Consider the following 13195-nt stretch of genomic DNA (forward strand, 5'->3'; position numbering starts at 1 on the left):
TGTGCGGATGTGCGGATGATATTTATAGAACTGATTTTTTTGAGGACACCGCATGACCACTATTTTGATTATTCTCGGCCTGATTTCACTGCTGATCGGCTTGCTCGGCACGGTTTATCCTGCCATTCCCGGTTTGGGATTGATGTTTGCCGGCGCGTGGCTGATCGGTTATGCGGGCGATTATCAGGTGATTACCACCAATACGCTGATTTTCCTGGCAGTTGTGACGGTATTGGGAACAGCCACCGATTATGTGGCGGGAATGTTGGGCGCGAAATTTACCGGCGCTAGCAAGCAGGCGATATGGGGCGCGTTAATCGGCGGCTTGGTCGGCGCGTTTTTCTCATTGCCGGGCTTGCTGCTCGGGCCGTTGGTTGGTGCGGGCGCGGGCGAACTTTGGGCGCGTAAGGATTTATGGGCGGCAGGTAAAGTCAGCATCGGCACGTTTATCGGCTTCATCATCGGCGTGGTGGCCAAAGTAGGGTGTGCCTTGACGATTTTGCTCACCTTGATTGTGATGGGCGTCGTCAGCTTGGTGTAACCGACGCAGACCAAACATTCTTTTCAAGCAGATGGGCAACCCTACCTATCTGCTTTTTTATCGGCTTTTAAAACAGCTACATGAATAAGTTTTATTGGCCTTTGAAAACGAACAGGGTAAAATCAGCGCAGACCGCCGATAAAAAGGCGGCACCACAACCAAAACCGATATCGACAACAACCACCACAGGAATACGAAATGGAACACAAATTACCAGAACTGCCGTACGCTTTAGATGCTTTGGAACCTCATCTTTCTAAAGAAACTTTGGAATACCACTACGGCAAACACCACCAAACCTACATCACTAACCTGAATAACCAAATCAAAGGCACCGAGTTTGAAAACGCTTCATTGGAAGAGATCGTGAAAAAATCTTCCGGCGGCGTATTCAACAACGCAGCCCAAACTTGGAACCACACTTTCTATTGGTTGGGTTTCACACCTAAAGGCCAAGGCAAGCCTTCCGGCGAATTGGCCGCTGCCATCGATGCGAAATGGGGCAGTTTCGAGAAGTTCCAAGAAGCATTCAACGCTTGTGCTGCCGGCACTTTCGGTTCAGGCTGGGCATGGTTGGTGAAAACACCGGCAGGCGAATTGGATTTGGTTTCTACTTCCAACGCAGCCACTCCGTTGACTACCGAAAACACTCCCTTGCTGACTTGCGACGTGTGGGAACACGCTTACTACATCGACTACCGCAACAGCCGCCCCAACTACCTGAAAGGCTTTTGGGAAATCGTAAACTGGGATGAAGTAGCCAAACGCTTTGCTGCTTAATCGCTGTTAACTTTGGTTTATTTATATGAAAGGCCGTCTGAATATTTTCAGACGGCCTTTTGGTTTACTTGTGCTTTGAGATACTTTGAGAGATGAATACTTGTGCCGAATGTGTTTAAAGCGTTTCAGCCTCGGTTTCGTTCGGGCTGTAAACATTCAGAGAGGCTTGTACCAAGAGGCCGTCTGAAGGCAGCAAATGCTTTTCGTGTTCGGGAGCGTCCGTCCAATGAAGCGAGCAGTCAAACACACCGAAACCGCCGGCATCGCGCATGGATTCTTTCACTTTGATCAGCAGCTCCGTACTCACCGGCACATCGTCGACAAAAAGGTTCAGTTTGCGTGAGCCGAGCAGAAACCCAAGTTTGACTGCTTCTCCCGAATTTACGGCATGGCAGCCCACCAGCGCACCGATGCCCTGCGCCATGATTTCAAGACCGGCCAAGCAGGGGAGGCGGCCGTTACGCAACAAAATGTGGTTGTCTTTAACGGTAGCGGTTGCCGTAAGGTGGTTGTCGCCGTAATCGGTAATGCAGTCGAGCAGTACCATATGGCCGCTGTGCGGCAGCAGAGGGGCAACGGAAGTAATCGGACAAGTGAGCGGAGTATTCATAAACATGTAATGTGGATAAGGTTGGGCTGGTGTGGCGTATAAAAAAGGTTGCGGTAAGCCTGATATGTGCCGAACGGCAAAATAATCATTCATGCGACACCGCAGCACGGCGATTATATTGCATTGCTGTTTTTTGTTAAAACCTTAGGTTAAAATAAACGCCTTCTTTAACACCGGAAACACCATGAATTCTTCCCGCCATTGCCGCTTCTCTTTTGACATTGCAGCTTGGCAGGCTTCATCAAGCCGCGTATCAGGCTTGGAAGCTTGGCAGCAATGGGCAGCGGATGCCGGTTTTGCCGATACCCGGCCTGATTACAAACCTGCTTTGTCTTTTTTGCCTGCCATGCAGCGGCGGCGCTTAAGCTCCGCGGCACGGCTGGTGTGCGATGCCGCATGGGATTTGGCCGAACGCTATCCCGACAGCCCGCTGGTATTCGCTTCGCACGACGGCGAATTAAACCGCAGCTTCGAGCTGTGGCTGGAATTGATGAAAACAGATACCGTTTCGCCCACATCGTTTGGTTTGTCAGTGCACAATGCCCAAATAGGCCAATGGTCTATGTTGCGCAAAGATATGGGCGAAAGTACCGCATTGGCGGTTGGCCGCGACGGTTTGGAAACCGCTTTGACCGAGGCTTACGCCATCATGCAGGAGGGCGCGGAGCAAGTATTGGTGGTAATCGCCGACGACCCCATGCTTCAAGAATACGCCGTCGCTGCCGGGCGTGCGCCTATGACTTATGCGCTGGCGATGGTGCTGAAACCCGGCGAACAATATACCTTGTCGATGTGTTCCGCAAACCAAGATGCAGAAGAGCAGGCGCCTTATTGGGGAGCTTTGGATTGGATACGCTTCATGCTTTCCGACCAACCCGAATACACCCGAAATTACCGCCATTACCGCTGGCTGTGGCAGAAAAGCTGATGAAGATGTTGAACCGTTGCCGCCGTTTTCTTGCCACTTTATTCGGATTCGTCTTATTCGGTGTGGTGGGCGTATTGTTGAAAATCGTTCTTTTGCCTTACACCCTGAAAAGCACCAAAGGCGATATTCCCCGCCAAATAGCCGCGCGCAGACTGATCGGCAGAGTGTGGAAATGGTTTGTCGGCTATCTTGAGTGGTCGGGCGTATTGCGCGTGACATTCAACGGCGTGGAAAAACTCGGCCGCCCGGGGCAATTGGTGCTGGCCAACCATCCGTCGCTGCTGGATGTGGTGTTGCTGGTCAGCCATGTGCCGGACGTGAATTGCATCGTTAAAAAAGATTTGCTGAATAATCCTTCTATGAAAAGCCAGATTCTCGCCACAGGTTATATCCCCAACGACGAATCGCTGGAAATGATGGAAGAAGTGGATGCCGTGTTTAAAAGCGGGCAGAGTATGCTGATTTTCCCCGAAGGCACGCGCACAGGGTGGGATGGCGAAATCAAACTCCACCGCGGCGCCGTATCCATCGGCTTGCGCAGCGCGGAAGTGATTACGCCTGTAAGCATCAAAATGAACCCGCCCAATTTTAAAAAAGGCCAGCCATGGTATAAAATCCCACCCCGTACCATCCATTACGAAATTACGGTCGGCGACGACATCCATCCGCAAGATTGGCTGGCCGAAAAACCCCTACCCATCGCCGCACGGCGTTTAAACACTTATTTGCAAGAGTATTTCACACGGGAAACAACATGAATTTAGAAACACAAATCAAACAAATGATTATCGACAGCTTGGGTCTGGAAGACATGACTGCCGACGACATCGAAACCGACACCCCCCTGTTTGGCGACGACGGCTTGGGCTTGGATTCGGTCGATGCGCTGGAGCTGGGTTTGGCCGTACAAAAAACCTTTGGCTTCCAACTCGACGGCGAAAAAGACAACTTGCGCGACCACTTTGCCAGCGTAGCCACATTGGCCGATTTTATCCGCAGCCGCCAAGCCTAAGGAGCGAATGATGACCGAACAAGAAATCCGCCGGATTCTGACCGATGCTTTGGTGAATCTGTTTGAAATCGAACCCGAGCGCATCAAGCCCGAAACCAATCTTTATGAAGATTTGGAAATCGACAGTATCGACGCCATCGACTTGATCGACCACATTAAACGCGAAACCGGCCGTAAGCTCAAAGCCGAAGATTTCCGCAACGTGCGCACCGTCGATGATGTGGTGCAGGCCGTATCAAAGATTGAGGCCGAATAAGCCGCATTTGATATTTAAAAGCCGAAGGGCGGGCATCCTTGCCCGCCGTTTTGCTATGTTCGGATTGGTTTTCAGACGGCCTCTTTCCTTTAAGGCCGTCTGAAAACTTGTTTTGCCTATTCGGAAAACAATCGAAAAGCCCTTACCGTCCAACAACATTCATTCCGAAGCTACTATGAAAATCATCGGCCAAGTCTTGCTCGCCATAGTCAGTATCGCTTATCCGTTACTGTGGTATTACGGCCGCGAACACGGTGCGTTTGTCTGGCTTGCCGCGGCCATGTGCACCTTGTGGCTGATACGCGCCGCGATGCAGAAAACCCGCGCCCAGCAAGCCGTTTCATTGCTGCTTGCCGCCTTTTTTGCCGTAGTGATTGTTTTCAGACGGCCTGATTCCATGTATTGGTATCCCGTCGCCGTCAGCCTGCTGATGCTTGCCGTGTTCGGTGCCAGCCTCTTTGCCAAACAAACCCTGATCGAACGCCTCGCCCGCCTGCAAAACCCCGACCTCCCGCCCGAAGGCGTGCGCTATACCCGCCGGGTAACACAAATCTGGTGCGGCTTTTTCATCTTCAACGCCGCCACCGCCGCGCTGTTGGCGCTTTCAGACAGGCATGATTGGTGGGCGCTTTATACGGGCGTTGTTTCGTATATATTGATGGGCGTGCTGTTTGCGGGGGAGTGGGTTTATCGGAAAGTGGTATTGAAGGTTTGAGGCCGTCTGAACATTTAATGGCGGAACGGATGTGTGAAACCGATATTTTGACTATCTCAGAAGCAGGCTAGTCTTTCAGACGGCCTCTTGAGGCAAAAGCAGATAGGGAAAAGATAAGCGATAAAATAAGCGATATAGCGAGCGATAAAATAAGCGGTATAATTCAACGTCTCAATTGATGCCGCCTGAACATCAGGAAATACCGCCATGAAGCCGCCTTTCAGCATTACCAATCATATTCTCAACTTGATTGTAGAAATTTCACACATCATCGGCCGCCTGCAATTCCAATACGAGCGCAATCTGCATTTACGCAAAGAAAACCGCATCCGCTCGATTCAGTCGTCTTTAGCTATTGAAAACAACTCGTTAACCATAGAGCAAGTAACCGACATCATCAACGGCAAGCGGGTATTGGGTAATCCGAAAGAAATTCAAGAAGTAAAAAATGCCTATGATGCGCATGAGGAGATTTTGAATTTCAACCCATACAGCATCGGCGACTTTCTCAAAGCACACGGTTTGTTGACCGAAGGCATCGTCCGCCAAGCCGGTGGTTTCCGCCATAAAGATGTCGGTATTTTTGCCGCCGACGGTACATTGCTGCACATGGGCGCACGACCACAGTTTGTGCCCGATTTGATGGAAAAAATGTTTGCATGGGCAGAAGCCGACGATACGCCGATGTTGGTAAAAAGCGCCGTAGTGCATTACGAAATCGAAATGATTCATCCGTTTGAAGACGGCAACGGCCGCATAGGCAGGTTGTGGCAAAGCGTAATGTTGAGCCGCTGGAACCCTTTGTTTGCGTGGATACCCGTAGAAACGATGGTGTACAGCAATCAGCAGGGCTATTACCGTGTCTTGGCCGAGGCTGACAAAGCCAACGATTCAACCGTATTTGTTGAGTTTATGCTCGATATGGTGCTTCAAACCTTGAAAGCGTACACATTCGATGCAACAAGTGATGTTGCAGACGCCAAAATCAGCGAAAAAGCCTGCCAAGCGTATTTGCCGATACGCCGCTACCTTGAAGAAAACACCGAAATTTCCAACAGTCGGGCGCAGCAATTGACCGGAAAATCAGCGGCGACTGTTAGAAAATATCTGGCGGAGTTGACCGAAGCCGGGTTGCTGGAAGCGGTGGGAACGGGCAAAGGTAGGGTTTACCGTTTGGCGCAGCCTTTGACATCGAAACCGCTTGATAACTGATTTAATGTAGTTTGAGTTATCGAATCTGCCGTCCGATCATGAATAAAAAACAGTGATTTAAATAATGAATACACTCACTAACATATTGCTTCAAAAAACATTTTCTAATAATTTGATTGCCACCAGCCCCGATTGGACACGCGCCGATTTCAACCGCGCCGTTATCCACCTTTCAGGCCGTCTGAAAACGCAAAACGTGCAAACCGCCGCTTTGTGGTTTGAAGATGCCGCGTTTTTTGCCTGCGCGGTGCTGGCGGCGTGGCATGCGGGGGCGAAGGTGTTGTTGCCGCCGAATTTGGCGCAGGATAATGTGGATTGGGGCAACACGGCTGATGTGTGGTTGACGGATGCGCCGCATGAAAAAGCGTTTTCAGACGGCCTTAATGCCGATAACATTTACAACATTCCCGCGGTGTTAAGCGGGATGCCGTCTGAAATAGTGATGCCGGATAATCTGCTGATTCCTGCGGATGCCGAGGCCTGTCTGAAAACGTCCGGCTCGACCGGCGGCGCGCAGGTGGTGGTAAAAACGGCGGGGCAGATGGAGGCGGAGGCTTTGGCGTTGGCGGGGGTTGTACCGTTTCAACAAGAGGGCTTAACCGTAGTCGGCAGCGTCAGCCCGCAACATATGTATGGTTTTACTTTCCGCTTCGCGCTCGCGCTTACGATGGGTTGGACGATAGACCGCCTGCAAAATGTGTATCCCGAAACCCTGCTGGCCGCTACGGCTGCGCACGTGCAATCGGTGTGGATTGCCAGCCCGGCGGTGTTGAACCGCTTGGGCGAAGCGCGCAACTGGCAGGCGGTGGGCGGCAAAGTGGCGGGGATTGTGTCGGCAGGCGGCGCATTGCCCGAAGCGACCGCCGATTTGCTCGAAAAACATGCCGTGCGGCCTTTTGAGATTTACGGCAGCACCGAAACCGGCGTGATTGCGTCGCGCTGCCACCGCCGCGAGTGGGAGCCTTTTGCCGCTGTGGAAATCGGGCAGGACGAAGACGGCGCGTTGTGGGCGCAATCGCCGTGGACAAACGGTCGTTTCCAAACCGCCGATATGGTGGAAATGCAGCCCGAAGGCTTTTTACTGCTTGGCCGGAAAGACCGGATTATCAAATTTGAGGACAAACGCGTGTCACTAAACCAAATCGAACACGATCTGCTGGCGCATGAATGGATTGCCGATGCCTATTGCGCCCAGCACCCGCAGCACAAACGCCCCGCCGTGTGGGCGGCGTTGAATTCAGACGGTATCCAAGCCTTGCAGGAACGGGGCAGGGCAGCTGTGGCGGAAGCGTTGAAAAAACACCTTGCGGCGACGCAAGACACAGTGGCCTTGCCGCGCTACTGGCGTTTCACCGATGCTTTGCCGCGCAATGCCCAATCCAAAATCACCGCCGCCGATTTTCAGACGGCCTTTACCGAAGCACAAACCGCTCCGCAATGGCAGCCATGCCTGTCTGAAAATGCAGAAACCTACCGCTTTCAAGGCCGGGTGCCGTTGGACTTGGTGTATTTCGGCGGACACTTTGCCCATTTCCCGCTGGTGCCCGGCGTGATCGAGCTGCAATGGGTGCGCGATTTGGCCGAACGGTTCGACTGGGGTCGGCAAAGCGTCGTGCGCGTGGAGAACCTGAAATACCAGCAATTCCTGCGCCCGCATCATGAAGTGTTTGCAGAGTTGAAATACGATGCGGATAAAAACAAACTGACGTTTAAGCTGGAAAACCATGAAGCGGTGTGCGCTTCGGGGCGGATTGTGTTTGGGGCGTTTGAGGCCGTCTGAAAAAATGCTTTGCCGACTACGCCGGGCTATTTGTAGGGGCGGATTACATATCCGCCCGCTATGTGAATTTCAACAATAGGCATTGAGATTCAACAGCGGCTTCACGTGTAGTTGGATAAATAACATTCCAGTCTTGCCAAGTATAGGGCGGATATGTAATCCGCCCCTACATCTCAATATTGGAGTTGTTATTATATTGTTTTATATAAATAATTTAGCATTAATAAAATACATGAAAGGGTTGGCGTATGCGTAAATTCATTCTTTTACTGGCTGTGATTAGCGGTTTATGGCAGTTGTGGGGAAAGGATGCCTACAACCAATGGCAAAACAAACCGGAAGTATTGTCGAACATTACTAAACAGCTGCCTTTAAAATCGCCACCCAAGCAAGCCGATAAAGAAAAAAGCAGATTTACTTGCGACGGCAGAACGCATTGTTCGCAAATGACTTCCTGCGAAGAGGCCAAGTTTTTCTTACAGAATTGCCCCAACACCAAGATGGACGGAAACCACGACGGCGTGCCGTGCGAGCGTCAGTGGTGCCGTTAAGTTTTATTTCATATTGCCTGAATGTTATCCATGAAAACCCTAGCCCTAATCCCCCACTACAATCACCCGACCACCATCACCCAAGTTGCCCAAGCCATGCGCGGGTTTGGTTTGGATGTGCTGATTGTGGACGACGGTTCGCGGGCGGACTGCAAACCGGTATTGGACGCTTTGGCGGAGCAGGACGGCATTCACGTTGTGTACCGCTCGGTCAACGGCGGCAAAGGCGCGGCGGTAAAAGCGGGGTTGAAATACGCCGAAGGGCAGGACTATACCCATGTTTTGCAGGTGGATGCCGATGCTCAGCACCATTTGGCTGACACGGAAAAGTTGCTGGCCGCTGCGGCGCAACATCCCGAAGCAGTTATATGCGGCTGGCCGCAATACGGCAGCGATGCGCCGAAAGCGCGGCTCTACGGGCGTAAAATCACCGATTTTTGGAATATGGTGCATACGTTTTCCACCGATATAAAAGACGGTATGTGCGGTTTCCGCCTTTATCCGCTCGCGCCCGCGCTGGCCGTGGTGCGTGAAGAACGGGTGGGTGACCGTATGGATTTCGACACGGAAATCCTTATCCGCCTCTATTGGCGCGGCGTGAAACCGGTGTGGATTAAAACGCCGGTGAAATACGAAGCCGGCGGCGTGTCGCATTTCCGCGCGTTTGACGATAATGTGCTGATCAGCAAAATGCACGCAAGATTGTTTTGCGGGATGGTGTGGCGGCGGTTGGGCGGGAAGCTGTGAGAGGCCGTCTGAAAATATGAAAAAGGATACGAAAGCAAACGCGCATTGGGCCGCGCAAAACGAACGCGGCAACCGCCTGTTTTTGGGCATTACCACGCTGATGGTGAAATATCTGCCTGCGTTTCTGATGAATCCGTGTATCGGCTTTGTGGTGCTGTATTTCTATATCACGTCGCCCAAGCAGCGGCGCAATATCGCACGCTACCAACGGCGGCTTCAGACTGCCTTTCCCGATGTGCGCCTGCCGCAAAGTATGCCTGTGTTTCGGCAGTTTGTGGCGTTTGGCGAGGCGGTGTGCGACCGTTTTGCGGTGTGGCAGCGCAAAATCCGTTATGAAGATTTGGTGGTGGAAGACCCCGACGGTATTTCGGCTGTGGTGGACAAGCGCGGTGAGCGCGGGCAGATTTTTGTGTGTTCGCATTTCGGCAATGTAGAAGTGTGCCGCGCGTTGGTGTCGCATCACAAAGGTTTCCGCCTCAATGTGTTGGTGCACAGCCGCCATGCGCAGGCGTTTAATGAAGCGCTGACTAAGGCGGGTGCCGATGAAATCCAGCTGATTCAGGTTACGGATTTGGATGCGGCGGTGATGATGGAGCTGCACAAGCGCATGGATGTGGGGGAATGGATTGCCATCGCCGCCGACCGCGTGCCCGTGCGCGGCGAAAAAACCGTAGCGGTGGATTTTTTAGGCGCGCAAGCCGATATGCCGCAAGGGGCATGGCTGCTGGCGGGTTTGTTGAAAACGCGTGTGAACACGCTTTTTTGTGTGAAGCAAAACGGGCGTTATCATTTGAAGTTGCGCCGTTTTGCGGACACGGCGGATTGGAAGCGCAGCGAACGCCATGCTGCGGTAGAGGCGGCGGCGCAGGGTTTTGCCGATGCTTTGGCGCAGGAATGTGCGCGCAATCCGCTGCAATGGTTTAATTTTTACGATTTTTGGAAAGACGAAACGCATGGCTAAACATGTTTATTGTCGCCACAGCACCGAAATGGAAGTGCCGTTTTTCGATGTCGATGCCATGCACATTGTGTGGCACGGGCATTATGTGAAATATCTCGAGGTGGCGCGTTGTGCGTTTCTCAGCGAAATCGGCTACGATTACAATGAAATGGCTCGGCAGGGTTTCAGCTGGCCGATTGTGCAGATGAACTTGAAATATGTGAAGCCCGCCCGCTTCGGCCAAAAAATCCGCGTGGATTTGGCGGTGGTGGAAATCGAAAGCTGCCTGCGGATTGATTACACGATTGTCGATGCCGAGAGCGGTGTGAAACTCAACAAAGCGAGTACGACTCAGGCGGCGGTGTCGCTCGAGAGCGGCGAAATGCAGTTTGAAACGCCTGAAAGCTGGTTGCAGGCCGTTAAGCGGCATCCTACGTTTGAGGCCGTCTGAAACCGTAGCGGGCAGGGCTTTGCCAAGATAGGAGGGCAGCATCATGACACTTTCCGATATGCTTCATCACCGCCGCGCGGTACGTCATTATGATGAAAACAAAGCGGTGGACAGCGACAAAGTGCGCGAATGCCTCAAGCTGGCGCAGCTTGCGCCGAGCAGCTCCAATATGCAGCTTTACGAGTTTTACCACATCACTGACCAAGCCGTATTGAAGCAGCTTTCGGAAGCCTGTTTGGGGCAGGGCGCAGCAAGCACGGCGCCGCAGATGGTGGTGTTTGTAGCTCGCCAAGATTTGCACCGCGAGCGTGCGCGTGCCGTGTTGGCGTTCCAGCGCGGCAACATCAGCCGCACAAGCCCGCCCGAAAAAGTGGCAGGCCGTCTGAAAAACACTGAGTTTTATTATGGCAAACTGATGCCGTTTATCTATGCACGCTTTTTCGGCTTGGTTGGCTTGTTGCGCCAAATCATTGCCCGCAGCGCCGGCCTGTTCCGCCCGATTGTGGTGGACGTGTCCGAAGCCGATGTGCGTACCGTTGTACACAAAAGCTGCGGCTTGGCGGCGCAAACCTTTATGCTGGCCATGGCCGAGCAAGGCTACGACACTTGCCCGCTGGAAGGGCTGGACAGCCGCATGGTGAAGCGCATTCTCAACTTGCCGCGAGGCGCGGAAATCAACATGATTGTTTCCTGCGGCATACGCAAAGAAGGACGCGGCATTTGGGGCGAACGCTTCCGCCTGCCGTTTGAAAGCGTTTACCGTGAAATTTAAGATAGAAAGAAACCGATGAAAAAACTGATACTTGCTGCCGCATTAACCGTGTGCAGTCCGCTGCTTTGGGCGTTTTCGACCGCAGAGCTTTCCCAAACCCTGCAAAAGCCCGATAACGTGCAAGGCGCGTTTACGCAGCAGCGTTACCTGAAATCGCTCAACAAACCGATGACGACCCAAGGCCAATTCGTGCTGATTCCCAAGCGCGGCCTGCTGTGGCATATGCAAAAGCCGTTTGACAACCGCCTGCGCGTGCGTTCAGACGGCATCATGCAGTGGAACGGCAAAAGCTGGGCGGCAGCCAATCCGAGCAAAATGAGCGGCCAAGCACAGCAAATCCGCCTGTTTCTCGATTTGCTCGGCGGCAATGCGCAAGGGCTGGAAAAACAGTTCACGCTCAAACTTTCCGGTACCCAACAGAAATGGACGCTGCGTTTAGACCCGAAAACCGCGCTGATGAAGCAGATTTTCAACCATATCGACATCAGCGGCGATACCGTTGTGCGCCGTATCGAACTGCACGAAAAGCAGGGCGACCGCACGGTGATGCAGTTTAACCAGATTCAAACCGGCAAAGAATTGGATGCTTTTGCCAAGCAGGCGCTGTAAACCAAACCCGGCTTGCTTATGATGATGCCGTCTGAACAGGTTTTCAGACGGCATCATTAAGTTTGTAGAGATACTGCTCTAGTGTTGATGCGTATAGCAAATAAACTTATTTTTGATACAAGGCAGCAAGCCGCAGACAGTATGGGTAATACGGCAAGGCGCAGCAACGCCGTAGCAGAAATAAAGTTATTTGCTATAGAGCTTTGCAGAGCTACCTCCCTATATATTCACGACATATTTCATCAGAAAAAATCAGGCCGGGGAAAAATAACCGTAAGCTCAGGCGCCAATTCGGTTAAAATATGTAGTTAAATTTTAAGAATAAGCCTTGTGTATTGTTGAAAATGGCATCTGATGTGAAAAAAGTTTTGCTGGTGTATTACTCGCAAACCGGCCAGCTGAGCCGGTTGGCGCAACATTTTATCGAGCCGCTGCAACAAAGCGGCGGTATTCATGTGGATTGCGTCAATATCCGGCCGCAGCAGCCTTATCCGTTTCCTTGGCCGTTTTGGCGGTTTTTCGACACCTTTCCCGAAACCGTCCACTTAAAGCCCGCCCCGATTGAGCAGCCCGATATTCCGCACACCGATTATGATGTGGTTGTGATTGCCTATACGGTGTGGTTTTTGTCGCCCGCCCAGCCGATTACCGCATTTTTGCAGCGCCCTGAAACACAGCAGCTGCTGCGCGACAAACCCGTGATTACGCTTATCGGCTGCCGCAATATGTGGTTGGCGGCGCAGGAAAAAATGAAAATGCTGTTGGCGCGCAACGGCGCGAAGCTGATCGGGAACATCGTGAAAATTGATGCGTGCAGCAGCGCCGCCAGTTTTATCACCACACCGGCGTGGATGCTCACGGGCGACAGGCAGTATTTCCGTTCGCTGCCCGCAGCCGGCATCGCCCCCGAACAGTTGGCCGACGGTGCGCGTTTCGGCGCGAAACTGCGTGACGTTTTGATGGAAAACCGGCCTCTGGACACCGGCATTTTTCACGGCATGAGCGCGGTAAAAGTGAACGAAAAACTGATTTTCAGCGAAAAAGCCGCTTCCCGCAGTTTTTATCTGTGGGGCAAGCTGCTGATGGCGGCAGGGCGCGTATCGCCGCTTGCGCGCCGCGTGCTGCTCGGCGTGTACATCGTTTTTCTGATTACCCTGATTTTGACCGTGGTGCCGATTACCGCTTTGCTGAAGCAGCTGCTCAAGCCGTTGCTGCGCCCGTGGCTGGAAAGGCAAAAACATTATTACAGCCTGCCTTCGGGAGAATGAGGCCGTCTGAAAATATTGATGAG

Annotated in this window: 16 protein-coding genes and 1 pseudogene; 16 read left to right on the plus strand and 1 reads right to left on the minus strand. The window is 52.4% G+C overall.

Annotated features, from left to right (window positions below; translation table 11 throughout):
* Positions 1 to 52: 52 nt before the first annotated feature.
* Entirely contained in the window at positions 53 to 541 is a 489-nt protein-coding gene (locus tag CKV66_RS06065) for a DUF456 domain-containing protein (RefSeq protein WP_085363244.1), read from the plus strand.
* 198 nt (positions 542 to 739) lie between these two features.
* Entirely contained in the window at positions 740 to 1321 is a 582-nt protein-coding gene (locus CKV66_RS06070) for a superoxide dismutase (RefSeq protein ID WP_085363245.1), read from the plus strand.
* A gap of 115 nt (positions 1322 to 1436) precedes the next feature.
* Here the strand turns inward: CKV66_RS06070 and CKV66_RS06075 are convergent, their stop codons facing one another.
* On the minus strand, positions 1437 to 1931 hold the full coding sequence (locus CKV66_RS06075) for an ApeP family dehydratase (RefSeq protein ID WP_085363289.1): 495 nt from the start codon (positions 1929 to 1931) through the stop codon (positions 1437 to 1439).
* 184 nt (positions 1932 to 2115) lie between these two features.
* On the opposite strand from CKV66_RS06075, the gene CKV66_RS06080 reads away from it, so the two are divergent.
* The 14 genes and pseudogenes from CKV66_RS06080 to CKV66_RS06150 all read left to right on the plus strand — a co-directional run bounded on the left by CKV66_RS06080 (position 2116) and on the right by CKV66_RS06150 (position 13172).
* Complete coding sequence (locus CKV66_RS06080; protein WP_085363246.1) at positions 2116 to 2859, plus strand: beta-ketoacyl synthase chain length factor; 744 nt, start codon at positions 2116 to 2118, stop codon at positions 2857 to 2859.
* Positions 2859 to 3617: a lysophospholipid acyltransferase family protein gene (locus tag CKV66_RS06085; RefSeq protein WP_085363247.1), complete on the plus strand. Its 759-nt coding sequence runs from the start codon at positions 2859 to 2861 to the stop codon at positions 3615 to 3617. Before CKV66_RS06080 ends, CKV66_RS06085 begins: the two co-directional genes overlap by 1 nt.
* On the plus strand, positions 3614 to 3871 hold the full coding sequence (locus CKV66_RS06090) for a phosphopantetheine-binding protein (protein WP_085363248.1): 258 nt from the start codon (positions 3614 to 3616) through the stop codon (positions 3869 to 3871). The genes CKV66_RS06085 and CKV66_RS06090 overlap by 4 nt, the downstream gene beginning before the upstream one ends.
* 10 nt (positions 3872 to 3881) lie before the next feature.
* Positions 3882 to 4127, plus strand: coding sequence for an acyl carrier protein (locus tag CKV66_RS06095; protein ID WP_040667088.1), 246 nt, complete (start codon positions 3882 to 3884; stop codon positions 4125 to 4127).
* A 175-nt stretch (positions 4128 to 4302) separates the two neighbouring features.
* The gene (locus tag CKV66_RS06100) at positions 4303 to 4842 is read left to right on the plus strand and encodes a COG4648 family protein (RefSeq protein WP_085363249.1); all 540 of its coding nucleotides are present in this window, start codon (positions 4303 to 4305) and stop codon (positions 4840 to 4842) included.
* Between the two features lie 207 nt (positions 4843 to 5049).
* A complete protein-coding gene (locus tag CKV66_RS06105; RefSeq protein WP_085363250.1) occupies positions 5050 to 6054 on the plus strand; it encodes a Fic family protein in 1005 nt (334 codons plus the stop codon).
* 64 nt (positions 6055 to 6118) lie between these two features.
* Positions 6119 to 7834 carry an AMP-binding protein gene (locus CKV66_RS06110; RefSeq protein WP_085363251.1) on the plus strand — a complete coding sequence of 572 codons (1716 nt, stop codon included), beginning with the start codon at positions 6119 to 6121 and terminating at the stop codon, positions 7832 to 7834.
* Between the two features lie 413 nt (positions 7835 to 8247).
* Positions 8248 to 8385, plus strand: a pseudogene (locus CKV66_RS12555) (excalibur calcium-binding domain-containing protein); the annotation flags it as partial.
* Positions 8386 to 8415: 30 nt separating this feature from the next.
* Positions 8416 to 9132, plus strand: coding sequence for a glycosyltransferase family 2 protein (locus tag CKV66_RS06120; RefSeq protein WP_085363253.1), 717 nt, complete (start codon positions 8416 to 8418; stop codon positions 9130 to 9132).
* A gap of 16 nt (positions 9133 to 9148) precedes the next feature.
* The gene (locus tag CKV66_RS06125; RefSeq protein ID WP_085363254.1) at positions 9149 to 10093 is read left to right on the plus strand and encodes an LpxL/LpxP family acyltransferase; all 945 of its coding nucleotides are present in this window, start codon (positions 9149 to 9151) and stop codon (positions 10091 to 10093) included.
* On the plus strand, positions 10086 to 10523 hold the full coding sequence (locus tag CKV66_RS06130; RefSeq protein WP_085363255.1) for an acyl-CoA thioesterase: 438 nt from the start codon (positions 10086 to 10088) through the stop codon (positions 10521 to 10523). The genes CKV66_RS06125 and CKV66_RS06130 overlap by 8 nt, the downstream gene beginning before the upstream one ends.
* A 43-nt stretch (positions 10524 to 10566) precedes the next feature.
* Positions 10567 to 11295, plus strand: coding sequence for a nitroreductase family protein (locus tag CKV66_RS06135; protein ID WP_085363256.1), 729 nt, complete (start codon positions 10567 to 10569; stop codon positions 11293 to 11295).
* A 15-nt stretch (positions 11296 to 11310) separates the two neighbouring features.
* Positions 11311 to 11904 carry a LolA family protein gene (locus CKV66_RS06140; protein WP_085363257.1) on the plus strand — a complete coding sequence of 198 codons (594 nt, stop codon included), beginning with the start codon at positions 11311 to 11313 and terminating at the stop codon, positions 11902 to 11904.
* A gap of 356 nt (positions 11905 to 12260) precedes the next feature.
* On the plus strand, positions 12261 to 13172 hold the full coding sequence (locus CKV66_RS06150) for a hypothetical protein (RefSeq protein ID WP_085363290.1): 912 nt from the start codon (positions 12261 to 12263) through the stop codon (positions 13170 to 13172).
* Positions 13173 to 13195: the final 23 nt, after the last annotated feature.

It is taken from the genome of Neisseria zoodegmatis (assembly GCF_900187305.1).
Classification (GTDB): domain Bacteria; phylum Pseudomonadota; class Gammaproteobacteria; order Burkholderiales; family Neisseriaceae; genus Neisseria; species Neisseria zoodegmatis.

What these genes read in the sequence shown, in the direction of transcription:
- CKV66_RS06065 (WP_085363244.1), top strand. Translation starts at nt 53, where the DNA reads ATGACCACTATTTTGATTATTCTCGGCCTGATTTCACTGCTGATCGGC.
- CKV66_RS06070 (WP_085363245.1), top strand. Translation starts at nt 740, where the DNA reads ATGGAACACAAATTACCAGAACTGCCGTACGCTTTAGATGCTTTGGAA.
- CKV66_RS06075 (WP_085363289.1), bottom strand. Translation starts at nt 1,931, where the DNA reads ATGAATACTCCGCTCACTTGTCCGATTACTTCCGTTGCCCCTCTGCTG.
- CKV66_RS06080 (WP_085363246.1), top strand. Translation starts at nt 2,116, where the DNA reads ATGAATTCTTCCCGCCATTGCCGCTTCTCTTTTGACATTGCAGCTTGG.
- CKV66_RS06085 (WP_085363247.1), top strand. Translation starts at nt 2,859, where the DNA reads ATGAAGATGTTGAACCGTTGCCGCCGTTTTCTTGCCACTTTATTCGGA.
- CKV66_RS06090 (WP_085363248.1), top strand. Translation starts at nt 3,614, where the DNA reads ATGAATTTAGAAACACAAATCAAACAAATGATTATCGACAGCTTGGGT.
- CKV66_RS06095 (WP_040667088.1), top strand. Translation starts at nt 3,882, where the DNA reads ATGACCGAACAAGAAATCCGCCGGATTCTGACCGATGCTTTGGTGAAT.
- CKV66_RS06100 (WP_085363249.1), top strand. Translation starts at nt 4,303, where the DNA reads ATGAAAATCATCGGCCAAGTCTTGCTCGCCATAGTCAGTATCGCTTAT.
- CKV66_RS06105 (WP_085363250.1), top strand. Translation starts at nt 5,050, where the DNA reads ATGAAGCCGCCTTTCAGCATTACCAATCATATTCTCAACTTGATTGTA.
- CKV66_RS06110 (WP_085363251.1), top strand. Translation starts at nt 6,119, where the DNA reads ATGAATACACTCACTAACATATTGCTTCAAAAAACATTTTCTAATAAT.
- CKV66_RS06120 (WP_085363253.1), top strand. Translation starts at nt 8,416, where the DNA reads ATGAAAACCCTAGCCCTAATCCCCCACTACAATCACCCGACCACCATC.
- CKV66_RS06125 (WP_085363254.1), top strand. Translation starts at nt 9,149, where the DNA reads ATGAAAAAGGATACGAAAGCAAACGCGCATTGGGCCGCGCAAAACGAA.
- CKV66_RS06130 (WP_085363255.1), top strand. Translation starts at nt 10,086, where the DNA reads ATGGCTAAACATGTTTATTGTCGCCACAGCACCGAAATGGAAGTGCCG.
- CKV66_RS06135 (WP_085363256.1), top strand. Translation starts at nt 10,567, where the DNA reads ATGACACTTTCCGATATGCTTCATCACCGCCGCGCGGTACGTCATTAT.
- CKV66_RS06140 (WP_085363257.1), top strand. Translation starts at nt 11,311, where the DNA reads ATGAAAAAACTGATACTTGCTGCCGCATTAACCGTGTGCAGTCCGCTG.